Genomic DNA, 23,617 nt, shown 5'->3' with positions numbered 1-23,617 from the left:
AAAATCTAGGCGATTATGAGATTGATACCGTTATTCAGACGCGTGCTAAAAACGAGTGCTTACTGACACTCACAGACAGGAAGAGTCGCTTTCAAATCATTCGTCTCATTCCTGACAAGTCAGCGACCTCAGTCAATCAAGCTTTGAAAGGGATTCTTCAAAACTATCACATCAACTCAATCACAGCGGATAACGGGACAGAATTTAGTCGCTTGGCAGATGTCTTTGATCCTGAGTGCATCTATTATGCCCACCCTTACGCCTCTTGGGAAAGAGGAACCAACGAGAACCATAACAGACTCATTAGACGATGGTTGCCAAAAGGCACAAAGAAAACGACCATAAGAATGGTCGCCTTCATCGAAAATTGGATTAACAACTATCCAAAGAAATGTTTGAACTATTTATCTCCTAGACAATTTTTACTAAATGCCTAACTTAGGCTTGAAATTTAGCAATAGTTTAAAATATAAATATTATTAAATATTTAGGATAAAGGAGTTGACAAAATGAATAATAGAGTGTTGAAGCTATTTGTGGAAATAGGATATATTGTAATGATGACTATTTTCTTACTTCTTACCACATATCATAAATTAGACAGCGGACACTATATCATTCTATACTTTTTTAATGTGTTTTGTATGCAGTTAATGGAAATGCTTGAATCAAGAATGAATAATTTTTTAATATATAAGTTCGGTATTTCAAGTTTATTATTATTATTTGTTTGTTTTACCTATTTACAAGATGTAGATAGCTATTTCGCACATATTCTATTATTAATAATGGTTTTATTACTATTAAGCAATTGGCATTTTATATTGGATAATAAGATTTATCGTACCTATAATATAATCATATCTACAGTAGTTACAATTTATTCGTTGGTTGGATATATCATATTCTCATCCAAAAATGAATGGATAGAGTGGTATTTGTTTTTATCTGTTTTGGTTATAATGTTTACCCCAATCATATATTTTATAATACACTACAGAAGAATAACTAACTATATGGAATACAAAAAGAACATAATGATATTTCTGATTGTATCATGGCTTTTTTCCGGAGTGTTGTATATAAAAATGGGATTGTTTGATAGTAGATATTCAACAGTAATGCTATTTTTAGTTATTAGTTGTTTTCAGTACGCTATTCAAAATATATTTTTAAGTTATTACTCTATAATAGTTTTTAGAATAAAAAGTTATCTGATGAGTTTAGCAATTATTGGTATTTTTATTTTGCTGACAAATTTTTATTATCTTCAGATATTGCTCTTATTAATAGTAAATCTTGTTTATGTTATTACGGATCATACCAAATTTGGAGTGCATTCAAAAGATAAGATAAAAAATACATATTTGATGAGGATTAGTCATCTAAGTAATGAGTTAAAATACAATAAGGATATGGCGAATTATTTGCATGATTCAATCCTACAGGATGTTATCTATTTGAAAAAATCTGTTGATGATGAAAATGTATCAAAAGAAGAAGTTTCTATGATATTATCTAATATCATAAACGATTTAAGATTAAAGCTTGACAATTTAGCACCTTCTATATATTTAGATAAATCATTATATGAAAATTTATGTTTAAATATTGAGCAGATAAAAAATCGTCATTTCGATAAAAGAATTGTTTTAGATCTATTTTGTGATGAGAAAGCTTATTTAGAAAACCCGTACGATGAATTGCTGCTAAGAGTGGTTAAGGAACTGATAAATAACATCTATAAACATACAGAATCTAATTTTGCCGAAATAAAAATATGTATAGAAAAATCTATTCTTAGCATTGAAGCGTTTAATGATGAGGGATTCTTGGATGAGAACTTGTTATATGAAAATAACAGGTTTTCCGGGCTAATTGGAATTTATAAGACAGTTCAAATGATAGGAGGAAAGATTATGGTAGATAATAGCGAGGGGGTTAATATAATAATAAACATTCCATTAAAAGGGGGAGATATCATTGAGGATTCTATTAATAGAAGATCATAGACTTTTGTCTGAAAGCTTAAAAAACTCTTTGTTAAGATATTCCGATATTCAATGTGTTGAAACTGTTGACTATAAGACAACGAAAAGTGAGATCATTAGTAAGATATTGAGGAATAGTTTTGATTTGCTCTTAATAGATATCAATATAAAAAAAATTCTTGATATAGATGGTCTTGAATTGTGCAGAAATATTTTGAAGGAAAAATCCGATTGTAAAATTATAATTTTGACCGGATACGATTATTACGCATTTGAAAAGGAGGCTAAAAAGAGCGGAGCGGCTGGATTTCTTAATAAGGATATTGAAACAGATAAGTTATATAGCATTATAAAAGAAACAATAAAAGGCAAAATACATTTTAAAATAAATGAAGATAAGCTAACAGATTTAACTGATAAGGAATTAGAAATTATAAACTTATATGCTCAAGGATTTACAAGAAATGAGGTTGCTTCAAGATTATTTATTTCATTAAGAACATTAGCGAATCATTTGAATATAATTTATGATAAGCTTGATGTGAAAAACTATCAAGAAATGCTTAGAAAAGCAACGCTGCTTGGCTATATTAAAAAAAATATCTTTTAAACTTTGCACATTAGTACCAATACTTTTGATTTATACAAAGATATACTGTTATTATCCTGAAAATAGTATAACGAATAGATCGAAAGATGGTTACTGAGTAAGTTTTGTGGTTTATTAATCCATCTTCGATTTGAAGGTGGTTTTTTATGTATTTAATAGGTTATTCTATTTTTACAAAATCAAAGACCATAAACAAGGAGGAGGTTTAGATGGAGTTAAATTTAACCAATGTAACTAAAAAGTATGGTAAGTATGAGGCGATTAGCAATCAGAGTCTTATTTTGAAAAACGGTGTGTATGGACTATTAGGAATTAATGGTGCAGGTAAAACGACATTAATGAATATGATTTGTACTCTAAGTAAACCGAGTGGTGGAAGCATTATGTTTAACGGAAAAGATATCTATAAGCTTGATGGAAAATACAGAGAAATACTTGGATACTTACCTCAAAATTTTGGATATTATCCGGACTTGAATATCCTTGATTATATGAGGTATATTGCTTGTTTAAAAGGAATAGAGACTGATTTAGCAGAAAAAAGAATTGATTATTTAATAAAAAAAGTTGGGCTCGAGAAAGAAATAAAGAAAAAAATGAGAAGCTTATCAGGTGGTATGTTAAGGCGTGTAGGGATTGCTCAAGCGATGATTAATGATCCTAAAGTGTTGGTTTTAGATGAGCCTACAGCAGGGTTGGATCCAAATGAACGAATCAGATTTAGAAATTTGATTAGTGAAATTGCACGAGATAAAATTGTCCTCTTATCTACACATATCGTTTCGGATGTTGAACACATAGCAGAAGAAATAATAATGATTAATAAAGGGAAAATTTTTTTGCAAGGACAACCTATGCAAATAATATCATCTTTGGATACAAAAGCATGGACTTGTAATATTCATAGGGATAAAGTTGATTTTTACTTAAAAAATTTTCTTGTCGTCAGTTCTAAATCTACTTCAAATGGAGTAGAACTACGAATTATTTCCAAAGAAATTCCTATATCAGGTGCTAAGGAAGAAGAAAAAACTCTTGAAGATGCTTTCTTATATTATTTTGGAAGAGAAGGAAAAATATTATGATGACTAAATTAGAAATAAAAAAAGTATTTAACAATAGAAAAAATCGTTTACTAATTATAGCGGCTTTTTTAGGTGCTATAGTTTTTAGTATATTTGCCATACATAGTTTCAGATTTGTTGATTCTAATGATAACATCAAAAAAGGTATATCTTCCCCACGTTTATTAATAGAAGAAAAAAATAAATGGAAGGGGGAAATAACATCGGATACTCTTTCTGAAATTGTTAAATCATATAAGAATGGGGAATGGCAATCAACTTATGACATTATTTTCACAACAAGCAGAATGCTAACAGGCGATCTGTTAGAAAATCTTGAAGGCAATGAAATATCAAAAGCAACTTCAAATGAAATTGATTCATTCTATGAAATTTATAGAAGAAATTTGTATTTAGAAAGCAAAGATAACGGAGATACTTCCGAAAAGATAGATTTTTTACAGAAACAATATAAAAAAATAAAGACACCATTCTATTATGAAGCAGCGGACTCTTGGGAAACGATGTTTTTATATGCAACAACTTATAGTTTAATATTAATTATTATTACAAGTTTTTTGACATCAGGGATATTCTCCGATGAGTTTAAGCATAATATATACCTTGTATTATTTTCTACCAAATATGGAAAAAGTAAATGTGTCAAAAGTAAAATCTATGCAGGAGTAATTGTTACAAGTTTAGTTTATTGGATCGGCATAAGCTTATTATCAATTATATGTTTTGGAGTAATGGGAACAAGCGGCGCATCAACCTTATACCAAGTATACAGTCCTTTTTCAATATATGTAGTTAGTATGAGAGGGTTATACATGATTATTATTTTATCTGGATATGTGGCTTGTCTGCTATCAGGAGCAGTATCCATGTTGATTGCGACTGTTTTCAAAAGCTCAAGTCTTGCTATTGGTTTATCGTTTGTCTTGTTTTTTGTATCTCCATTCATTGGGCGGGCATTACCTTTTAAAACATTCTTTAGTCTGACTCCGGATCAATTGACAAACGTAATGAATAGTGTTCGTATTCCGTATATATATCAGATTGGAAATATAGTGTTTAAACAAATTCCTTTTATTTTTGTTTTTTATACTTGCGTTTCGATTTTAATATTACCGTTGATATATATAAAATATAAAAATTCAATGAATACAATAATGAATAAATGATTACTGTAAGTAGAAATACAATTTTTATAAAGTGTTTTTTGGGTTAAGCGATCACTCGCTTAGACATGGGTGTTTGGTAATCGAGAGTGCTATGAATGCGACGACGAGACACCGTCATCCCTTGCACTTCTCTTCTAAGCGTTTCTTGATTTTTCGTGCACCATATCTGGCCTTGCTCTCAAGGAAAATCCTTTTGATTTTTTCTTCAAGTTCGGCCTCAGATACTGGCTCTACTGACCTGTAGTAATAACTGGAGCGAGGGATGTTTAGCCAGCGGCACATTTTTGAAATACTATATTTCTCCTTATTAGCAGTGATTATTTCTCTCTTCGCGCCATAATCACTGCTGCTTGCTTTAGGATATCGACCTGCATTTCAAGCTCTTTATTGCGCTTTCGGAGTGCGATCAGCTCCCGCTGTTCATCGGTAAGATTATCAATTGATTTGAAATATCCCGTTGTTTTAGCTTGTCTCACCCGCTTGTCAAAGGTCAAGGGAGTTAAGTCCTATTCTTTGATCAGCGCACTTCGTTTCATACCTGCATTGTGAAGGTCAACGATTTGTTGTTTGAAATCATCCGTAAAATGACGACGGATTTTTCTAGACATATAGTTCTCCTTTTGCTTTAGTGTAGATCACTTTATTCTGCGGTCTAGTTTAGTGTAACCTATTCAACGATACCTATGATTTATGTCTTAAGTTCTGAAGGTTAGTGGGCATTTGCGTCTTTGGGGATAAGCTCTATTCCGAATCAAACCATTAAGCGAACAATGTCTTTTAACCTGGATTCAGCTACTCTAAATGGCTCCAAAGAAAAGCAAACGTATCTTGCCCTAGTTCATCGGCTTAAACGTTGTCCTTGTAACTCAATGTCATAAAAATAGCACCCCAACAGTTAGATTTTGTGTCCAACGTTTGGGGTGCCGTTCAAAGTTCAGTCGCTTACAATCATTTATGTCAACAGTTTAGCAGAAGGGAAATTGACTGTTTTAGGCGTTTTTTAAACTCCACAACCGTCCCAACCGATGACATCAAAATTGCTTGTCAGATAGCCACCCTCAAACAGTCTCTTCACAGACCATTTCAGCTATCCAAAAACGCGAGTTTCTACGTTTGGAAGACCGTTTTGAGTGATTTCTAGACTCTTTTTCAAGGATTAGCGTTTTTTCGCCGCCCGCAATCTTTTTCGCTAATCTAGGATCTGCTAAGATTAACCCTTCCAATGCTTTTCGGCATCAAAGACCTCGCCCACAACCGCATCATCTGAAAGGCTAATGATGCCACGAACTTGTGGTGCATTGGGAAGCTCTAATTCACGCGCACTGCAGAGCATGCCATGACTGTCCATTCCGCGAAGCTGACCTGAGAAAATCAGACTTCCATTAGGCATCATAGCGCCAGGTAAAGCCGCCACTGTCTTGAGGCCAACAGCAGCATTAGGCGCCCCACAGACAATTTGAACAGGCGCTTCTTGACCAATCCCCACCTGACAAATATGGAGGTGGTCACTATCTGGATGGTCTTCCATTTCAAGGATCTCCGCGACGACAAAGACAGGACTTGGGGTCGCTTCCAGAGTTTCTGTGAAGCCTTCTCTGGCCAATTCACTGTTAAGACAAGTCAATGCTTCCTCAGACAGGAAAATCTGTCCTTGCCCCGAAATCGGAAAGAGCTCCGAGACCCCAAAGATATTCCAAGCTAGGGTTTCGCCTGACTCGCTAACCACCCTAGCGACACGCCCCTTACGCTCCACATGCCGCTTAACAGGAGTCGTTTCTTGCAAAATCACCATCAAGACATCTCCAACGTGTTCCTTATTGTAGGCAAAAATCATTTCTCTTCTAATCCTTCTAAAAATCTAATAATCTCTTCCTTGGTCTTCCGCAATTTATTGACCAGGCGACCAACTTCACGGCCATTATCAATTACAACAAAACTAGGAATTCCAAAAATATCCCATTCCTTGGCCAATGGCATAAAGGCATCTCTGTCCAGCTCAACAAAAGTTGCTGTCCCAAACCGCGCTTCAATCTCTGGCAAATAAGGGGCAATAAAATGACAATCTGGACACCAGCTCGTCATAAAGACAAAAACCAAACGCTGACCGGTTTCAATCAAGTCCGCAACTTCTTCTAAGCGAGTTGGTTTTCTCATAAGGTATCCTCCTCAAAAAATAACTCACCGGCCAAATAGTCAAAATGGTAGAAACGCCCATCTGTCATGATGACACCACCTTTAGTTTGAAGTTGGTCAGAGACGGTATAATCCACAAATACCGTTGCAATTTCTCCCATCGGTGCAAAAAACGCTCGGACTTGAAGCAGAATCTCTCTCATCCGCTCCTCTTCTTGATAATCCAAATAAGCCTTGGTCCCAACAGCCAGACAAGTCAAACCAACCAAACCGGCCAAGGCAATCGCTGTTCTTTTTTTCATATCCAAATTATACCATAAAACCTAGCTTTTGACCGATTAAACTCCTGTTTTTCTATGGTCTTTTGCTTCATTTTTCAATAGAAATGGTACAATAGAATCCATAGAAATCATTTTAAGGAGTCTTTTATGTCAGAACTTTTTCAAAAAATTCAAGAAGTCACTGCCTTAGATGGCTTAGCAGGCTATGAACACGACGTCCGTGATTACCTTCGGCAAAAAATCAGCCCACATGTCGATCGCATCGAGACAGATGGCCTTGGCGGCCTCTTTGGCATCAAGGAAAGCAAAGCTCCAGAAGCTCCTCGGATCATGGTAGCTGCCCACATGGATGAGGTCGGTTTTATGATCAATCAAATCCGACCAGACGGGACCTTCCGCGTTGTATCCATTGGCGGTTGGAACCCAATGGTTGTAAGCGCTCAACGCTTTTCTCTGTATACCAGTAAGGGAACTAAGATTCCTGTCATTTCAGGTTCTGTTCCTCCTCACCTAGGCGCTTCCGGTACACCCAAGATAGAAGATATCGTTTTTGATGCTGGTTTTAGCAACAAAGCAGAAGCTGAAAGTTTTGGCGTCCAACCCGGCAATATCATCGTTCCTCAGGCGGAAGCTATTCTGACAGCTAATGGTAAAAATGTCATTTCCAAAGCCTGGGACAATCGCTTTGGCCTCCTTATGATAACGGAGCTTCTAGAACAGCTATCTGGTCAAGAACTCCCCAATACTCTTATTGCAGGCGCAAACGTCCAGGAAGAAGTCGGCCTACGAGGAGCTACTGTTTCCACCACAAAATTCCAACCCGACATCTTCCTTGCCGTTGATTGCTCTGCAGCCGGTGATGTCTATGGCGAGCAAGGAACAGTGGGGGGAGGTACTCTATTTCGTTTCTACGATCCTGGCCATATCATGCTCAAGGATATGCGTGACTTTCTCATGACGACTGCTGAAGAAGCTGGCATCAAGTTCCAATACTTTGCTTCTAAGGGCGGCACCGATGCAGGAGCTGCCCACCTCAAACATCACGGAATTCCATCGACCACTATCGGCGTTGTTGCCCGATACATTCATTCCCACCAAACCCTGTTTAGCTTGACTGACTTTGAAGAAGCTCAAGCCTATTTGCAAGCGATCGTTAAAAACCTTGATCGTCTTTCGGTCGATCAAATCAAACGCTATTAAGGGTCAGCAGGGAGAACAAACTGAAAAGGTAACCATTTTGCTGCACAATTTTTATAAAGTGTTTTTGGGTAAGCGATGATTCGCCTGGTCATTGGTGTTCGGTAGTTGAGGCTGCCTTTAATGCGATGGTAATTCCACCAGTGGGCATAGTTCTTAGTTTTAATCGTTAGTTCTTCAAGTGAATGAAAGGTTTCTTGATTCCCAATTTGTAATATTAAGTTAGGGCTCTATAAGACTGTAGTGGGTAAATCCACTACGGAGATTATGGAGCCTTTTTGAGTATGCCCCCATATCACCTATAATGAAAAGTAACCGCCCAATAACGAAGTATTTATAAAAATAATCCAACCTCCCTTAAACTGGCTCATTGTCAACTGTAGTGGGTGACAATAAGCCGAAAATAAAGCAGTTAATCTTGCTCTAAATGCCCCAAAAACCAAACTAAAAAGACTGAAGAAAGTGACCGGTTCACCATCTTCAATCTTACGCAATCCTCAAATACACTGGTTAACTGTCTTTGTTAATCCTGTACCAAAATAGAAAGCGTCTCAATCAAGTTATCTGCATGCACTTCAATAGAAGCACCTGTTGCCTTGATTTTAACTTCCACAATTCCTTCTTCTGCTTTCTTACCGACAGTTACTCGGATTGGTAAACCAATCAAGTCGCTATCGGAGAATTTGACTCCTACTCGCTCATTGCGATCGTCAGTCAAGACCTCATAACCCGCTTTTTGAAGAGCAAGTTCAATGGCAGCTGTCACTTTATTAGAGACCTCATCCTTGCTATTAACTTCAATCAAATGCACATCGTAAGGGGCCAATTCTTTAGGGAAGTTAATCCCCCAAGCATAACGGTATTCTCCCTTTGGTGTCTTATTCACAAAGAGACGGGCGTGCTGTTCAAGAACAGCCGACAAGAGGCGACTGACACCAATCCCATAACAGCCCATGATCATTGGAACAGCTCTGCCATTTTCATCTAAAACCAAACCGTTCATGCTCTCCGTGTAGCGAGTTCCTAGTTTAAAGATATGCCCAACTTCAATTCCACGAGCAAATTTGAGCGTCCCTTGACCATCAGGAGACAACTCTCCCTCACGCACTTCGCGGATATCCACATATTCTGCAGTGAAATCTCGGCCTGGATTCACTCCAGTCAGATGGAAGCCGTTCTCATTGGCACCAGCGACAGCATTGCGCAGGTCTTGCACACGACGATCTGCCACGATACGAACCTTTTCGGCCAAATCAACTGGTCCTAAGGATCCAAAATCAGCTCCAAAAATCGCTCTAGCTTCTTCATCCGTTGCAGGTTCCAAGAAATCAGCTGCTAGGTAGTTTTTGAATTTCACATCGTTAAGCTGGTCATTGCCCACCAAGAGGGCAACAACTGGCAGGCCATCAGCCATGAAAAGCAAGGTTTTGATGGTCTGCTCCTGATCAACACCTAAGAATGCTGCCACCTCGTCAATGGTCTTGCAATTTGGCGTCTCTACCTTAGTGAGCTCTTCTTGTGCTACCACAATGTTACGTGGTTTGTAAAAATCAGTCGCCATCTCTAGGTTAGCTGCATAACCAGAGTCACTTGAATAAGCAATCGTGTCCTCACCTGATACTGACCACCTCAACAGTTCCGCCTTGATGCTTTCTAGAACATCCTCAGGCAAGTCAGCCAGACTTCCAGCGGACTTGTCCAAGACTACCCAGTGAGAAAGATCCGTCCGATCTGGAGTGATGGCCATAAACTCTTGGCTATCCTTACCACCCATCGCGCCACCGTCACCGATGATAGCCTTGTAATCCAAGCCTGCACGGTCAAAAATCCGCTCATAAGCCGCCTTGTGATCCAAGTAGCCCTGATCCAGGCTCTCATAATCCGCATGGAAACTATACGAATCCTTCATGATGAATTCACGGGTTCTCAGCAGACCATTTCGAGGACGTTTCTCGTTGCGGTATTTGGCTTGAATCTGATAAAGGGTCAGAGGTAATTGCTTGTAAGACTTAACCGAATCTCGAACCATAGCGGTCAGGGTTTCTTCGTGGGTTGGCCCCATGATAAATTCTGACCCTTCGCTATTTTTCAGCTTAAAAAGATCATCCCCGTAGGTATCATAACGGCCAGACTCCTTCCAGAGCTCTGACGTAATCATGGCTGGCGCCAGCATTTCAACCGCACCAATTTTATCAAACTCCTCACGGATAATCGTCTTGATTTTCTCGATAACGCGATTGGCCAGAGGAAGGTAGGTATAGCTTCCTGCTGAAATCTGGCGGACATAGCCCGCCCTAAGCATCAGAGCATGGCTAATCACCGAAGCGTCACTTGGCATTTCTCGTAGAGTTGGAATCAGCATTTTTGACTGTTTCATGAGTTATTTCTTCCTTTATCAATTAATTAAAGAGACGCATAATATCATTCCAAGTTACCGCTAGCATAAGGATCACCATAAAAGCAACTCCAGCAAGGGTAACCGTCGTCTCGATTTCTTTTTTTAGCGGCTTGTGGCGTACAGCCTCGATTAAGTTGAGCACAATCTTACCACCATCTAGGGCCGGGATAGGAATCAGATTGACAATGCCGAGGTTGATTGACAAGAGAGCTAACAGTTCTAACATGTCTTGGATACCGCCCTTAACCGCCTCTGAACTGACCTGGTAAATAGCGACAGGCCCCCCCAGCTGATCCAGGCTAGGCTTGGCAATAAGTTGCTTGAGAGCATTCAAAATGGTAAAAGCTGAGCGCCAAGCCATTTTCGCTCCCCCCAAGACCTTGTCCACTAGACCAGTCTTCAGACCAGGCTGGACTCCAATATAGTAGCGCCCCTTCTCTTCTTTCGGAGTTACCTCTGTTGTCTGCGTCTTACCGTCTCGGATATAGGTGACTGTAATAGGATGAGGTTCGTTTAAATCTGCTGTAGCCTCATTGACCGCAGTAATTAACTGCTCCCAGTTGTCAATCTTCTTGGAATTGATCTCAACAATAGCATCCCCAGATTGCATCCCCGCTGTGGCTACCGCTCCATCAGGGGTTACCCGAACTTGATTGGTTGAAGGATCTACGACCCCCCCTTGCAAGAAGACCAAAAGCGTAAAGGCAATCAGACCTAAGATAAAATTATTCATAGGTCCTGCAAAATTGGTGATCAGACGCCCCCAGATACTGGCATTTTGATATTGGACATCTAGGGGAGCAATTCGCAACTCTGTCCCATCCTCCTCGACAATCGTTGCGTCATGGTCGACAGGATAGCTTCTAGTTTCATCCAAGACCAAACCAGTAATTGCCAATTGATCTTCGAGATCATAATCAGTGATACTGATCGGTAGGCTAGTCCTATCGATCTGCTTTTGCGATAAATTGATTCGCGTCACCACCCCCTGGTCATTGAGGGTTAGGCTAGCAGCCTGACCAGTCTTAATGTCAGTTGTGTCTTCTCCCCAACCAGCCATACGGACATAGCCACCAACAGGTAGGATTCGGATAGTATAAACCGTGCCATCTTGCGCTGTGTGAGCAAAAATTTTCGGTCCCATTCCAATCGCAAACTCACGAACTAGGATACCGGACTTCTTGGCAAAATAGAAATGGCCGAATTCGTGAATGACCACGATAAGGCCAAAAATAGCTAAAAAAGCTAAAAGATTAATAAGTATTGACTGCATAAAATCCTTTCTATTGTCTAAAAAAGACCAAAAAAGTGCATAATAGGAAGGACGAAAATCAGGGAATCAAAACGATCTAAGATGCCGCCATGTCCAGGAATAACGCGCCCAGAATCTTTAACACCGTAGTGACGCTTGAGAGCTGACTCAACCAGATCACCAAACTGGGCAAAGGCTGAAAAGATAGCAACCAAAATAAGCATTAGCAAGTAAGGATAACCTGATTTGACCTGCGGAAAGAGGAGAAGGTAGATACCCGCAAAAATAACCGCTGACAGCAGGCCACCTAAAAAACCTTCGACCGTTTTATTCGGCGAAACCCTTGGCGCTAAACGCCTGCGACCAAATTGCCGCCCCAAAAGGTAAGCCCCACTATCTGTCACCCAAACAAGGATCAAGGCAAAAAAGAGAGTCTCTCTGCCATCCATCTGCGCCAATAACAGCGAATGAAACCCTAAACCAATGTAAAAACTAGAGGCAATCGGATAAACGGCATCATCAAAAGTGTAGTCGCCAAACTGCCAGACTGTTGCCCCCAAAATGACCAAGGCAATTACCGCAAAGGCTGCATAATTCCCATCTGTTGGCAAAAATGTAAGGTAGTTTTGAAGCGGGAGGGTCAAAACCAAAGTCCCCAACAAGGATAAAACTCCTTCTACTGAGGTTGGAGAAATACGGCGCATTCGTAACAGCTCAGACACTGCTAACATCGCTACCCCCCCAACCAGCACTTGAGCCACCTCACCACCAATCCACATGAAGGGAACAAAGATGGCTAGGGCTAGAGCCCCAAAAACGATCCTTTTTTGCAAATCCATCATTTTCATCTCCTTTTTCAAATGCCACCAAATCTACGCTGACGTTTACTATAGGCTTCAATCGCCGCCTGAAAAGCTACTTCGTCAAAATCTGGCCATAGTACATCTGTAAAATACAACTCGCTATAAGCTGCCTGCCAAGGTAGGAAATTACTGAGCCGTAGCTCTCCACTAGTCCTGATAATCAAGTCAGGGTCCCTGAGGCTACTAGGCAAGGTGCGAGTTTGCAAATAGTCCGAAACTAAGGCATCATCAACATCGCTAGGAGCGTACTTGGCTTCCAAGACATCTTGAGCAATCGCCCTTATGGCTTGTACAATCTCAGCTCGTCCTCCATAGTTGAGCGCGAAATTCAAAATAAGACCAGTATTGAGCTCGGTTAAGCTTTCTGCTTTCTTGAGAGCATCAAGTGTTCCAGCAGGCAAACGATCCGTCTCACCAATCATTTGAATTTTGACATTGTGCTGGTGAAGCTCTGGCACATACTTCTCATAAAAATCAACAGGGAGATTCATGATAAACTTAACTTCTGTCTCTGGACGAGACCAGTTCTCTGTGGAAAAGGCATAGACCGTCAACACTTGGACTCCCATATCGCTAGCGACCTTTGTCACCTTGTGGAGGGCTTCCATACCAGCTTTATGCCCCATAATTCTGGGTTGCATCCGCTTCTTTGCCCAACGCCCATTTCCATCCATGATGATACCGATATGCTTAGGGACCACTAGTGTTCCTTCTGCTTCTGCCTTTCGGCCTAATCGAAAATTAAACATCTCTTTTATCCTAAATTGTATAATATAGCACTTCATTATACCATAAAATTAGATAAAGAAAAAGCACACCACTCAGACCGTCGGATAAACAGACAAACGGCTGGAGGAAGAGGAGCGAACGGTTCAAGACAGGCTACCAGTCTGGTTCAAAATTTGATGACGTTCCCCCGCGTTTCGGTTGCCATCCTGATTGACTTCATACGTGAGGAACTACGGTCGAGAGGTGTCTTTTTGTTCTTTTAGAGCAGTAATCAAGACTTGGTGTTCTTCTAACAATTTCTGAGCAACGTCAGTTGTCAACTGCGGTATTTGACCGAAGTAGTCGCTCAGCGCTTTTTCGATGAAGGGTTGCTGAAATTTCCCTTTGTCGGTCAACCGAACGATCAATTGTCGCCGGTCTTTTTCTGGACGCAAACGACTCAACCAGCCACCGTCTTCAAGACGTCGCAAGAGCGGGGTCAAGGTATTACTAGCCAAGTCCAGTTGTTCACCGAGTTCTTGCAAGCTTTGGGTATCTTCTTGCCACAGTATCAACAAGACAAGGTATTGGGTATAAGTTAACTCAAAGGGGGCTAGTGCCTCTTTATAGAACTGGTTAAAGAGACGATTCACATGATAGAATGAATAGCAGAGCTGGTTTGAGAGGTTAAATTTTTCCAAATGAAACTCCTTTTAGATGTGTACGATAAAGATGGCACATAGCAATATTGCGTCTCCATTTTTTGTCTTTTGTTATTTTATTTGATTTAACACAGTTTTGAGAGGCTATTTCAGGCGTTCTTGTCAAAATTTTGCCTCCTTTTTGCTCCTTTATTCATCACAACATCCATTTTCGGTTATTATAGCACAATTTGACAAAACGCTCTACTTTCAGCGCTATGACCTAATGTCACGATACCATCCAGAATCTGTACAACATTTTCTTTGGTTTGCAGAATGAAAATTAAAAAAAAGAGTTTTATCACTTCATTTTCGTCTTTCTCGATAGCCAGTTTAGCTTGATAAATCCGTTTGTTCATCGGTTTTTACCTCCAAAAATTTATTTTTAATTGCTATCAACAAATCGTACTCCGATTTTGGGATAGTTATCATTTCAGGCTCTGTAACTCGGATACCATCAAATTTCTGTTCAAACGTGTTTTTCTCCTGTATTTCTACTGTATTTTCTGTTGATTTCATGCAATTTCTAAGTATTTTTCTACCGTATCACACGTTTTTTCTACTGTATTTTGAGCAGCAAAAAAGCACTTAGATTTCTCTAGGTGCTTATGCAGTTTCCCAACGCCCCCCTACGGAACTTCCGTCGATAGGTTTTGGATTTGTAAAACTATATAGATAATCTTCTCCACTATCATCTACGACTCTAACTAAATCATCTGGAAGAAACTCTAAGACATCGTAAATATTACCGTTGGTTAAAGAATCAACGCCGAATGACTCGCCGACATATCGTAATTTTGCAATGCTATTAGTCATTTTATTTCTCCTTTCTGAATTTAAGTTTTATATCTTTTTGAAGACCGTCATTTTTATTTTCATACCAGTGCATATCAAAGATATACTGATTGGATTCAATTTTACCGACCATTTTAGACCATTCTTTTGACTCCCCACCATACATCTGAACCAATCTATCAGCTATTCTTAATTCTTTATCGGCACCGAACCCAGCTATAGCTTTTGTAGCTTCAAAAACTGCGTTGGTAGGAATAAACTTCGGGACACCTTGCTCATAATAAGAAAATTGATGTTGCAAGTATTTCTCTGGTTCAATTATAACATTATCATTTACGCTGTTCAAGTCATTATCAATGCCAAATTTCTTATCGCGTTCCAACTCTTCCTCATCTGGAATAACCGTAGACCGGTAATTAAAATGAAATGGTGGAGCTGTAACACCGACCTGGAATTCGTCTAAGTGGTACCGTTTATCCTCCTTAGCGATATTTCGGCAAATCTGAGTCGTCCTGCCATCCAGCTGGACCAAGATCCGATAATACTCAAGCCCTGAGTCTTGATAGCGACGGATGGTTGCTCGATTAATGATAGAGGTACCGTCAGTCCTGATTAAGGTCTGAGCCCTTGAACGTGCCACATTGTATTTAGTTGCCAAATCCTGAGCCATAGCTCGGACGTCGTCACCACGGACGAAACCACGCTTAAAAACCTCTTGTAAATCTTTTACAAGCCTATCCGTGTTTCCCCAGAGTTGCTCGGAGTAATCAGCACCGTTAAATGGTGTACGTATGAGTTCTTGTAACGCCGGTTCATTCAAAGCGCTGACATGCCCACCCAAGGCTTTTTTATAAACATAATTAGCCGTAGATTTGAGATAGTTTTCAAAAGTCTTCTGTAGCACGCCATTCATTGCCCCGATTTTATACACCAGTTCTAAGTTCAAGGCCTCCATGCGGGTTACCTTAGATGCCGCATACTGCTCATTCAATCGTTTTAGTAGTTCTGGGTCCTTCTCAGCCTGCTCACGGTACTTTTTAGCGTTGGCTTGATAATCTGAAAGGTCTTGTCCTCGGAGACGCTGTAGGACCTCCTGATAGTTCATAGCATTGTTTTCAGCCTGTCACAAAGGTTTTCACTTGACAACCAAAACCTCGGAGAGTATACCATTGAATAAATCGCGCGCGATTTATTTGGTTTTCGTCAGAGCGCACCAGTTTAAGGAGGTTAATATGACAGAAACAACAGAGGAACTCCGACAGCGCATCGGGGATTTAGCCTATGAGGTCACCCAGAACAATGCGACAGAGCGCGCCTTTACAGGAGAATACGACAAGTTCTATGAACGCGGACTCTATGTCGACATCGTTAGTGGTCAGCCCCTGTTTTCGTCCAAAGACAAGTATGACTCAGGATGCGGTTGGCCAGCTTTTACGCAACCCTTGGAAGCTGCATCAGTTACTAGCAATCTCGATACATCCTATGGGATGAGACGGATTGAGATTCGTAGCCAAGAGGCTGACTCCCATCTGGGGCATGTTTTTGAGGATGGACCACTAGATCGAGGAGGATTGCGCTACTGCATTAACTCAGCAGCTTTACGATTTATTCCTTACGAGCAATTAGCTGAACAAGGATATGCCGATTACATTGACCGTGTTTAACCCAACAAAAAAACGAAAAAGAGGAGGCGGGGTACCTATGAAAACCATTTACTTAGCAGGTGGGTGTTTCTGGGGGGTAGAAGGTTATTTTGCTCAACTGGAAGGAATTATAGACACCACCGTTGGTTATGCCAACGGTAGAACAGAAGTCACGAGTTATGAGCTGATTGGGGCAACTGATCACGCAGAGACCATTGAGTTGACTTATGATCCAAAAGTAATCAGCCTAGACACGATTTTGCAGCATTACTTTCGGATAATTGATCCTTTTTCGGTCAACCAGCAAGGAAATGACCGAGGGCGACAATACCGGACAGGTATCTTCTATAGAGATGAAGCAGATGCTACTCTAGCACAAGGCTATCTGGATAGCATTAGCCACTCCTATGGGAAAGAACCCGCAGTAATTCTGGAACCTTTAACCCATTTTATTGATGCAGAAGACTACCATCAGGACTACCTTGCAAAAAATCCAAATGGCTACTGCCACATTGACCTGAACCTAGCCAAGGTTCCCTTAACGTAAACGAAAGTAGGAGATACTATGAAAAAAATTTATGCAACAAAGATGATTAACACAGGCGGACGCACTGGTGAAGTCCACGCACCAGATCACTCGATTCAATTTCAAGTCGTACAACCAGGCCAAAAGGTTCCTGGCGCAACCAATCCAGAACAGCTATTTGCAGCAGGCTTTAGTAGTTGCTTTAACAGCGCGCTCAGCTATGTCCTTTCCAGCAAGAAGCTGACTAACTCGAGTACAGTATCCGCTACAGTTTCGATGTATAACTTGAGTACGGGACCTGTTCCTGATGTGGTATTGGGTGTTGAGATTGAAGGACACATTGAAGGATTGGCGCTCGAAGAGGCACAAACCCTGCTCGAAGAAGCCCACACTGTCTGTCCTTACTCTCGCGCTGTAGCTGGCAACATTGAAGTGAGCGTTAAAGCAGTATAGTTTGGAATCATCCATTGTATAGGCCACAATTAATCTCATTCTAGAACTTTTAAGCATTGAAACACTACTAGGTGATTGATTATGGGCCTGACTATGGGGGAATTGATGACTCATTGGTCTGGCAGGTGCTGCCAATTGAAGAAAGAACAGTTGCGTAATTGTTATTAGCGACAAGGTTATCGTTACTGTTTTTCAATAAAAAAACAATTGCGGCTATACCTCGTTACTTATGTAACCAATGTCTAGTAGCCTCTATATGCTTTACAGCATGTCGCACGAGCTTAAACTAGCATATTCCCCCAAAATAGAGCCAATCACCTGTCTCAGTGAACTGTGATAGGTGATCTTTTCTAAAAAGATGCACACAGCGGATAATCATGTCTATTTTCATGACACCCTTTCATTACCTGGTGCTATAGCTTGTTACAAACGCTGATCAATGAATATCGTAGCAGTGACTACTGAAATGAGGAAATCAATGAAATTATCTGTCTTAAACTTAGCCCCGCTACGCGAGGGGCAGGATTTCAAGTCTGCCATGGATGATGTCGTCATCTTGGCTCAAGAAACAGAGCGCTTGGGCTATGAGCGCTATTGGATTGCAGAACACCATAATAGTAAGACTATCGCTAGTAGCGCAACTCAACTTTTGATCCAGCACACTCTTGCTCAGACATCTTCTATTCGTGTCGGGTCAGGTGGGGTGATGTTACCGAATCATTCCCCATACCTCATTTCGGAGCAATATGGAACACTTGAAACCCTTTACCCAAACCGTATTGATTTAGGGCTAGGACGGGCGCCAGGGACAGATCAGCAAACAGCGCGAGCCATTCGTCGAACCAATAATCTCTACCCTCACTTTGAAGAAGATATCCTAGAACTACAAGGTTATTTTAAGGGTACTCAAGCCGTCCAGGCCTACCCTGCTGCTGGTCTGGATGTTCCAATGTACATCTTGGGCTCCAGCACAGACAGTGCCCATTTAGCGGCAAAACTAGGCTTACCCTATGTTTTTGCGGCACATTTTGCACCAAGAATGTTGACAGAAGCTGTTTCTATCTACCGAAGGGAATTTCAACCTTCAGACAAGCTTTCTGCCCCTTATGTCATCCTCTGTGCCAATGTCATTATGGCAGATACAGATAATGAGGCCAATCGATTAGCAACCAGTCAGACAATGAGCTTCGCAGGGATTGTGACCAATCGTGCAGAACCACTGCAAGCACCGAAGAATTCTGATGAAGAGATCTGGTCAGCTATCTTACCATCTTCAGAAGTGCCTCATTTTGGGCCTGTTGGTTTCAGTGCCCAACCCAATCTTGATCGTATCCAGCAAGTCGTGCGCCAAATGACTGCCGTGTCATTGATTGGCAATAAGGCAACCGTTGCGCAGCAATTACATTCCTTGAAAAAAGAGGTGCACTTTGATGAATTGATGGCTAACTCCTATATTTTTGACCAAAAAGCACAAGCCTATTCTTATCAACTTTTGTCAGAATTAGTTACTAAAGATCGGTAACCGTTCATGGAATCAGCATCAAAACAATAACGAAAAGCACCCTGTCCTGCGAAAGCAAGATGACGGGGTGCTTTTTCTATCTAGTCTAGACGGTTCAATTAAATCCCTGCTAGATCTTTTTACTCTGATCCTACCGCTTCTTCCATGTCATCTTGAATCCGACAAACGTTAAAGCTAGTAAGATAAAACCGATGGTTAAGATTGTTTTACTCATGTCTTCTCCAGTTCGAGGCAAGTGATTGCGTTTTGAAGAAGATGGCAAATTAGTACTAATTGATACTGCTGAACCAGATACCGTTGTTATCGATTCTGAGCTTGATGCCGTTGGACGTGGCGCTGGAGTCGGATCTGCAGTAGTCTTGGTTGACTCGAGCGTTGTGGTCGACTCAGTCGTTGTCCTCGGCTCAGGCGTCGTGGTTGACTCAGTTGTTGTTGTCGGCTCGGCTGCAGTTGTTGACTCAGTTGTTGTAGTCGGCTCGGGCGTCGTTGTCAACTCAGGTGTCGTCGTCGACTCAGGTGTCGTCGTTGTCAACTCAGGTGTCGTCATCGGCTCGGGCGTCGTTGTCAACTCAGGTGTCGGCGACTCAGTTGTTGTTATCGGCTCGGGCGTCGTTGTCAACTCAGGTGTCGTGGTCGACTCAGTTGTTGTTGTCGACTCGGTTGTCGGCGGCGGCTCAGGCGTCGTTGTCAACTCGGTCGTTGTGGTCGATTCAGTTGTCGTCGTCGACTCTGGCGTCGTTGTCAACTCAGGCGTTGTTGTCGGCTCAGGCGTCGTCGTCGACTCTGGCGTCGTGGTCAACTCAGGCGTCGTGGTCAACTCAGGTGTCGTGGTCGACTCAGGTGTCGTCGTCGACTCAGGTGTTGTCGGCGGCGGCTCAGGCGTCGTCGTCGACTCAGTTGTTGTCGTCGGCTCAGGCGTCGTGGTTGACTCAGGTGTCGGCGGCTCGGGCGTCGTGGTCAACTCAGGTGTCGTCGTCGACTCAGGTGTTGTCGGCGGCTCGGTTGTCGTGGTTGACTCAGGTGTTGTCGGCGGCTCGGGCGTCGTGGTTGACTCAGGTGTTGTCGGCGGCTCGGGCGTCGTTGTTGACTCAGGTGTCGTCGTCGACTCGAGCGTCATCGGCTCGGGCGTCGTCGTTGTCAACTTGGGCGTTGTGGTCAACTCGGTTGTCGTGGTTGACTCAGGTGTCGTGGTCGACTCAGTTGTTGTCGTCGACTCAGGTGTTGTCGGCGGCTCGGGCGTCGTTGTTGACTCAGTTGTTGTCGTTGTCGACTCAGTGGTCGTCGTCGGCTCAGTTGTTGTCGGAGGCTCGGGCGTCGTTGTTGACTCAGGCGTCGTTGTGGTCGACTCGGGCGTTGTTGTCGTCGACTCAGGCGTCGTGGTCAACTCAGGTGTCGTGGTCGACTCTGGCGTCGTGGTCGACTCGGTTGTTGTCGTCGACTCAGGCGTCGTGGTCGACTCGGTTGTTGTCGTCGACTCAGGCGTCGTTGTTGACTCAGTGGTCGGCGGCTCAGGCGTCGTTGTTGACTCAGTGGTCGGCGGCTCAGGCGTCGTTGTTGACTCAGTGGTCGTCAACTCAGTTGTTGTCGGCGGCTCGGTTGTCGTTGTTGACTCAGTGGTCGGCGGCGGCTCGGTTGTCGTCGTCGGCTCAGTGGTCGTGGTCGACTCGGACGTCGTTTCGGGCATGGTTACTTCCGAAGCCGTGACTGTGGGGTATCCGGCAGTGACCGTTGGCAACCCCCCTGTGTTTTCCGTTGAGGGTGGGATCAACTCGGCTGATACGTGTTGACTAGGAACAACGAAGGTCAACAGACCCACTATCCCAGCAATCGTGGTCGTCGTAACAGCGATAATTGTCGCCTCTACCCCAAACTTTCGGAGAGAACGATCCCAGCCCCTTTCTTTTTTCGTATTCTTCTTTTGCATAAGAAATCCTTTTATATGATTTGATAACTTATATCCAAGTTTGAGAAAGCTCCAAACTCGGACACGATTCATATTATACCCCAAAATCAATGCATTAGCAAATAAAACGAATCTCCATTTTTCAGTATTTCCCTATCTCTTGGCACCATACTCTTTTGATTGACAAGAAATGATAGTATCACCGAACACCAATCCGAGTAGGTGACCACACTAGTTTTTCGCGCGACCACCCTGATGCCTGTATCCTAAGCATATCTAGAAAACGCGCTCTACCATTAAGAGACCCTTATTTTTTCTTGCGCAATACAAATAGATGAGACTTCCGATTGAAATCACCGAAAGAAGCAACCCTAGCACAAGTCCTGGTGTCCTATAGGTCATCTCAATGGTATGTTCACCAGCCGTAATTGGAAATGATAGGAGGCTCCCCCAAGCTGCATACGTCTCAATAGCTTGACCGTCCACTTTTACCGTCCAGCCCGGACCATAAGGAATACTTGTCATCATCACATCACTACCATCAGTGACATTGACCTTTCCTGTGATTCGAGTATCATTGACAGAGTCGGCGACCATTCCTTGAGCTAGTCTTTGTTGAACGATTTCTGCCATTGCCTGATCATTAGCACGCACCAAAGCATAGTTGGTAAAGTCCAGCTCATTCTGTGTGGCTAGTTCAAACTCCAGCACGATTTCTTTTCCGAATTCCTGATGGGCGATGTTCCAGAGTTGCACCTGGTCAAACATATTCGTATAGTTGTAAACTTGCCCATTTAGCCTGATCGTAAGGGCATCCTTGGTTGCCCTCAATGATACTGGCGCTTGGAAATAATAAGTATAGTCTGTTTGTGGTACAAATTTGAGGCGCAAAACACCTGGTTTGGTCTGATTAAGCCTACGGAGCAACGTTTTTCCACTTTCATCTGTCACTTCCTCAAGATTATCTAACTCTTTCTCATTAGCCCCGAGCTTTTCAAAAATTTTCTGTTTGTCACCAACCATAGAATCCAATATGATATTTTGATTTGAAACAGGATTATTAAGCCCAAATTGAATGTTTCTGGTGGTAGTATTTGTCGCAAAAGCGAGGGGTAGAACAGCTTTATTTTCATAAACGGTAAAGGTTTTATCTTCGTAAACTTTCTCGTAATAGCTCGGAATATCTTTGCGCATTGCTGTCTTGGTGAAATAATAAGTTTTAGGGTTATTATTAAATTCCTCAGCCGTGTAGTCGTTTCTTGTGACATAATAACGCACACCAAATAGCGCATCGGTTAAAACAGTTCCATTGGCGTAGAATGTTGAAGCATTACCACCCATATCTCCAAGAGATGCAAACAAATCCAAGGTTGATTTTTCAAGACTAGAGCTGAAATTGCTTAGCCCTCGATATGAGCCTATTAGCGGATCAACCTTTGAATAGGAAAAATCTGTCCCAACACGGTAAAATGGAACATTCTCTCCCTTATCGTTTAATTCCTCAATCTTATCGCCAAGGGAATGCAATTTGGTTGCTAAATCTCCAAACTTATAAGCATCTATGTAATAGAGTGTCTTCTGCGATAGATACGCATTGTAACCTAGTTCTAGCAAGGTCACCACAATCACAAGAACCTTTCCGAAAGTTTTGGCAAATCCTCGATAGAAGAATAAAGCGAGTAACCAGGTTAGTAGGGTCAGCATAATTTGACCGAGCAAGTACCCCTTGTATAAGAACAGTAAAGCGATATTAACAAGGATTAGAACAGGCAATAATTTTACCCAAGCTGTCAACTTTGACCCCTCTTGTTCGCGTATACGACGCCCATAGCCAATAATCAGACCAACAAGAGCAAGGAGAACAAGAATCAGAACGATACTTTTCTGTTCAATCAGAAAAGTGGTTAGCTTTCCTGGTTGTGCCGCTTGCAGGTAACTGTACGGATGATAGAGGACATAAGTAACAACGACTAGAGCTAAAGCAATGGCTTTAGCGAGATTAGCATGTGTTAAGCGAATATACGATTGCAAGGTTTGAAAGGCTAAAAGTACCATAAAGAAGGAAACAAGCCATGAAAAACGATGAAAGCATCCAGCTGGGTTTTGGCCCATATGCCAGATTTTACTTGTCGCTTCATGAACAAAAGATAAAAAGAAGAAACCAGTAACCGCACTTGCTGCCTACTGGCGATAGGGATGAGACTTGCTGTGAGAAAAATAGAGCAGAAACCCAATCAAAGCTAGAGCTCCAACATAGAGATTGGGAAGGCTCGGATAGCACCTAAGTATGACGGTCATCAGGACCTACTCATTCTTTTTTAACATATTATTTTTAACCTAAGTGACTAAAACTACAAAAACACAGCACCTCTGATAGGCACTGTGTTTTT

The 23,617-nt window shown here is 41.7% G+C and carries 22 protein-coding genes and 4 pseudogenes; 10 read left to right on the top strand and 16 right to left on the bottom strand.

Translation table 11 applies throughout. The features are described 5' to 3' along the window. From HF992_RS08305 to HF992_RS08285, 5 genes are all read left to right on the top strand, one after another. On the top strand, nucleotides 1–437 hold a 437-nt coding region (locus HF992_RS08305), incomplete at its 5' end, for an IS30 family transposase (RefSeq protein ID WP_168549570.1). A gap of 72 nt (nucleotides 438–509) precedes the next feature. Then, nucleotides 510–2,012, top strand: coding sequence for a sensor histidine kinase (locus HF992_RS08300; RefSeq protein WP_168549569.1), 1,503 nt, complete (start codon nucleotides 510–512; stop codon nucleotides 2,010–2,012). Nucleotides 2,013–2,016: 4 nt separating this feature from the next. Then, nucleotides 2,017–2,601 carry a response regulator transcription factor gene (locus HF992_RS08295; protein ID WP_168549568.1) on the top strand — a complete coding sequence of 195 codons (585 nt, stop codon included), beginning with the start codon at nucleotides 2,017–2,019 and terminating at the stop codon, nucleotides 2,599–2,601. A 209-nt stretch (nucleotides 2,602–2,810) separates the two neighbouring features. Further along, nucleotides 2,811–3,686, top strand: coding sequence for an ABC transporter ATP-binding protein (locus HF992_RS08290; protein WP_168549567.1), 876 nt, complete (start codon nucleotides 2,811–2,813; stop codon nucleotides 3,684–3,686). Continuing rightward, complete coding sequence (locus HF992_RS08285; RefSeq protein ID WP_168549566.1) at nucleotides 3,683–4,852, top strand: ABC transporter permease; 1,170 nt, start codon at nucleotides 3,683–3,685, stop codon at nucleotides 4,850–4,852. The genes HF992_RS08290 and HF992_RS08285 overlap by 4 nt, the downstream gene beginning before the upstream one ends. A gap of 94 nt (nucleotides 4,853–4,946) precedes the next feature. On the opposite strand, the pseudogene HF992_RS08280 reads toward HF992_RS08285, so the two are convergent. From HF992_RS08280 to HF992_RS08265, 4 genes and pseudogenes are all read right to left on the bottom strand, one after another. Then, nucleotides 4,947–5,460 (bottom strand): annotated as a pseudogene (locus tag HF992_RS08280) (IS3 family transposase); the annotation flags it as partial. A gap of 602 nt (nucleotides 5,461–6,062) precedes the next feature. Continuing rightward, nucleotides 6,063–6,686, bottom strand: a complete 624-nt coding sequence (gene ytpR, locus HF992_RS08275; RefSeq protein ID WP_168549565.1) for a YtpR family tRNA-binding protein — start codon at nucleotides 6,684–6,686, stop codon at nucleotides 6,063–6,065. Then, nucleotides 6,683–7,006, bottom strand: a complete 324-nt coding sequence (locus tag HF992_RS08270) for a thioredoxin family protein (protein WP_168549564.1) — start codon at nucleotides 7,004–7,006, stop codon at nucleotides 6,683–6,685. Before HF992_RS08270 ends, ytpR begins: the two co-directional genes overlap by 4 nt. Continuing rightward, nucleotides 7,003–7,287 carry a DUF4651 domain-containing protein gene (locus HF992_RS08265; protein WP_168549563.1) on the bottom strand — a complete coding sequence of 95 codons (285 nt, stop codon included), beginning with the start codon at nucleotides 7,285–7,287 and terminating at the stop codon, nucleotides 7,003–7,005. Before HF992_RS08265 ends, HF992_RS08270 begins: the two co-directional genes overlap by 4 nt. 126 nt (nucleotides 7,288–7,413) lie before the next feature. Between HF992_RS08265 and pepA the strand changes: the two genes are divergently transcribed. Next, nucleotides 7,414–8,466: a glutamyl aminopeptidase gene (gene pepA, locus HF992_RS08260; RefSeq protein WP_168549562.1), complete on the top strand. Its 1,053-nt coding sequence runs from the start codon at nucleotides 7,414–7,416 to the stop codon at nucleotides 8,464–8,466. Nucleotides 8,467–8,537: 71 nt separating this feature from the next. Here pepA and HF992_RS08255 read toward each other — a convergent pair. The 10 genes and pseudogenes from HF992_RS08255 to HF992_RS08210 all read right to left on the bottom strand — a co-directional run. After that, nucleotides 8,538–8,663, bottom strand: a pseudogene (locus tag HF992_RS08255) (IS3 family transposase); the annotation flags it as partial. Nucleotides 8,664–8,986: 323 nt separating this feature from the next. Continuing rightward, the gene (locus HF992_RS08250) at nucleotides 8,987–10,840 is read right to left on the bottom strand and encodes a proline--tRNA ligase (protein ID WP_168549561.1); all 1,854 of its coding nucleotides are present in this window, start codon (nucleotides 10,838–10,840) and stop codon (nucleotides 8,987–8,989) included. Nucleotides 10,841–10,862: 22 nt separating this feature from the next. Next, nucleotides 10,863–12,134, bottom strand: coding sequence for an RIP metalloprotease RseP (rseP, locus tag HF992_RS08245; RefSeq protein WP_168549560.1), 1,272 nt, complete (start codon nucleotides 12,132–12,134; stop codon nucleotides 10,863–10,865). Nucleotides 12,135–12,151: 17 nt separating this feature from the next. Beyond that, complete coding sequence (locus HF992_RS08240) at nucleotides 12,152–12,946, bottom strand: phosphatidate cytidylyltransferase (RefSeq protein WP_168549574.1); 795 nt, start codon at nucleotides 12,944–12,946, stop codon at nucleotides 12,152–12,154. 23 nt (nucleotides 12,947–12,969) lie between these two features. Then, nucleotides 12,970–13,725 (bottom strand): undecaprenyl pyrophosphate synthase, encoded by a 756-nt coding sequence (gene uppS / locus HF992_RS08235; protein ID WP_168549559.1) that lies wholly within the window; start codon nucleotides 13,723–13,725, stop codon nucleotides 12,970–12,972. A 210-nt stretch (nucleotides 13,726–13,935) separates the two neighbouring features. After that, complete coding sequence (locus HF992_RS08230; protein ID WP_168549558.1) at nucleotides 13,936–14,385, bottom strand: MarR family winged helix-turn-helix transcriptional regulator; 450 nt, start codon at nucleotides 14,383–14,385, stop codon at nucleotides 13,936–13,938. 179 nt (nucleotides 14,386–14,564) lie between these two features. Next, nucleotides 14,565–14,744, bottom strand: a complete 180-nt coding sequence (locus HF992_RS08225) for a hypothetical protein (RefSeq protein ID WP_168549557.1) — start codon at nucleotides 14,742–14,744, stop codon at nucleotides 14,565–14,567. After that, complete coding sequence (locus tag HF992_RS08220) at nucleotides 14,719–14,904, bottom strand: hypothetical protein (protein ID WP_168549526.1); 186 nt, start codon at nucleotides 14,902–14,904, stop codon at nucleotides 14,719–14,721. The genes HF992_RS08225 and HF992_RS08220 overlap by 26 nt, the downstream gene beginning before the upstream one ends. 87 nt (nucleotides 14,905–14,991) lie before the next feature. Next, nucleotides 14,992–15,201 (bottom strand): hypothetical protein, encoded by a 210-nt coding sequence (locus HF992_RS08215; RefSeq protein ID WP_018368783.1) that lies wholly within the window; start codon nucleotides 15,199–15,201, stop codon nucleotides 14,992–14,994. 1 nt (nucleotide 15,202) lies between these two features. Continuing rightward, nucleotides 15,203–16,300 (bottom strand): annotated as a pseudogene (locus tag HF992_RS08210) (minor capsid protein); the annotation flags it as partial. Nucleotides 16,301–16,412: 112 nt separating this feature from the next. On the opposite strand from HF992_RS08210, the gene msrB reads away from it, so the two are divergent. The 4 genes from msrB to HF992_RS08190 all read left to right on the top strand — a co-directional run bounded on the left by msrB (nucleotide 16,413) and on the right by HF992_RS08190 (nucleotide 19,324). Further along, a complete protein-coding gene (msrB, locus tag HF992_RS08205; protein ID WP_168549556.1) occupies nucleotides 16,413–16,844 on the top strand; it encodes a peptide-methionine (R)-S-oxide reductase MsrB in 432 nt (143 codons plus the stop codon). A gap of 37 nt (nucleotides 16,845–16,881) precedes the next feature. After that, on the top strand, nucleotides 16,882–17,370 hold the full coding sequence (gene msrA / locus HF992_RS08200) for a peptide-methionine (S)-S-oxide reductase MsrA (RefSeq protein WP_168549555.1): 489 nt from the start codon (nucleotides 16,882–16,884) through the stop codon (nucleotides 17,368–17,370). 18 nt (nucleotides 17,371–17,388) lie between these two features. Next, the gene (locus tag HF992_RS08195; protein WP_168549554.1) at nucleotides 17,389–17,802 is read left to right on the top strand and encodes an Ohr family peroxiredoxin; all 414 of its coding nucleotides are present in this window, start codon (nucleotides 17,389–17,391) and stop codon (nucleotides 17,800–17,802) included. A gap of 478 nt (nucleotides 17,803–18,280) precedes the next feature. Then, nucleotides 18,281–19,324 carry an LLM class flavin-dependent oxidoreductase gene (locus HF992_RS08190; RefSeq protein ID WP_168549553.1) on the top strand — a complete coding sequence of 348 codons (1,044 nt, stop codon included), beginning with the start codon at nucleotides 18,281–18,283 and terminating at the stop codon, nucleotides 19,322–19,324. Between the two features lie 130 nt (nucleotides 19,325–19,454). On the opposite strand, the gene HF992_RS08185 is transcribed toward HF992_RS08190, so the two are convergent. Beyond that, complete coding sequence (locus HF992_RS08185; RefSeq protein WP_168549552.1) at nucleotides 19,455–21,248, bottom strand: LPXTG cell wall anchor domain-containing protein; 1,794 nt, start codon at nucleotides 21,246–21,248, stop codon at nucleotides 19,455–19,457. Between the two features lie 255 nt (nucleotides 21,249–21,503). Then, nucleotides 21,504–23,390 (bottom strand): annotated as a pseudogene (locus tag HF992_RS08180) (YfhO family protein); the annotation flags it as partial. Between the last annotated feature and the right edge of the window lie 227 nt (nucleotides 23,391–23,617).

The sequence above is a fragment of the Streptococcus ovuberis genome (assembly GCF_012396585.1).
GTDB lineage: Bacteria > Bacillota > Bacilli > Lactobacillales > Streptococcaceae > Streptococcus > Streptococcus ovuberis.
Note: the sequence above shows the minus strand (reverse complement) of the source record. Positions and strands in the feature narration are given on the sequence as shown.

Coding starts and splice junctions, on each gene's coding strand:
- HF992_RS08300 (WP_168549569.1), top strand. CDS start 510: ATGAATAATAGAGTGTTGAAGCTATTTGTGGAAATAGGATATATTGTA.
- HF992_RS08290 (WP_168549567.1), top strand. CDS start 2,811: ATGGAGTTAAATTTAACCAATGTAACTAAAAAGTATGGTAAGTATGAG.
- HF992_RS08285 (WP_168549566.1), top strand. CDS start 3,683: ATGATGACTAAATTAGAAATAAAAAAAGTATTTAACAATAGAAAAAAT.
- ytpR (WP_168549565.1), bottom strand. CDS start 6,686: ATGATTTTTGCCTACAATAAGGAACACGTTGGAGATGTCTTGATGGTG.
- HF992_RS08270 (WP_168549564.1), bottom strand. CDS start 7,006: ATGAGAAAACCAACTCGCTTAGAAGAAGTTGCGGACTTGATTGAAACC.
- HF992_RS08265 (WP_168549563.1), bottom strand. CDS start 7,287: ATGAAAAAAAGAACAGCGATTGCCTTGGCCGGTTTGGTTGGTTTGACT.
- pepA (WP_168549562.1), top strand. CDS start 7,414: ATGTCAGAACTTTTTCAAAAAATTCAAGAAGTCACTGCCTTAGATGGC.
- HF992_RS08250 (WP_168549561.1), bottom strand. CDS start 10,840: ATGAAACAGTCAAAAATGCTGATTCCAACTCTACGAGAAATGCCAAGT.
- rseP (WP_168549560.1), bottom strand. CDS start 12,134: ATGCAGTCAATACTTATTAATCTTTTAGCTTTTTTAGCTATTTTTGGC.
- uppS (WP_168549559.1), bottom strand. CDS start 13,725: ATGTTTAATTTTCGATTAGGCCGAAAGGCAGAAGCAGAAGGAACACTA.
- HF992_RS08225 (WP_168549557.1), bottom strand. CDS start 14,744: ATGAACAAACGGATTTATCAAGCTAAACTGGCTATCGAGAAAGACGAA.
- HF992_RS08220 (WP_168549526.1), bottom strand. CDS start 14,904: ATGAAATCAACAGAAAATACAGTAGAAATACAGGAGAAAAACACGTTT.
- HF992_RS08215 (WP_018368783.1), bottom strand. CDS start 15,201: ATGACTAATAGCATTGCAAAATTACGATATGTCGGCGAGTCATTCGGC.
- msrB (WP_168549556.1), top strand. CDS start 16,413: ATGACAGAAACAACAGAGGAACTCCGACAGCGCATCGGGGATTTAGCC.
- msrA (WP_168549555.1), top strand. CDS start 16,882: ATGAAAACCATTTACTTAGCAGGTGGGTGTTTCTGGGGGGTAGAAGGT.
- HF992_RS08195 (WP_168549554.1), top strand. CDS start 17,389: ATGAAAAAAATTTATGCAACAAAGATGATTAACACAGGCGGACGCACT.
- HF992_RS08190 (WP_168549553.1), top strand. CDS start 18,281: ATGAAATTATCTGTCTTAAACTTAGCCCCGCTACGCGAGGGGCAGGAT.
- HF992_RS08185 (WP_168549552.1), bottom strand. CDS start 21,248: ATGCAAAAGAAGAATACGAAAAAAGAAAGGGGCTGGGATCGTTCTCTC.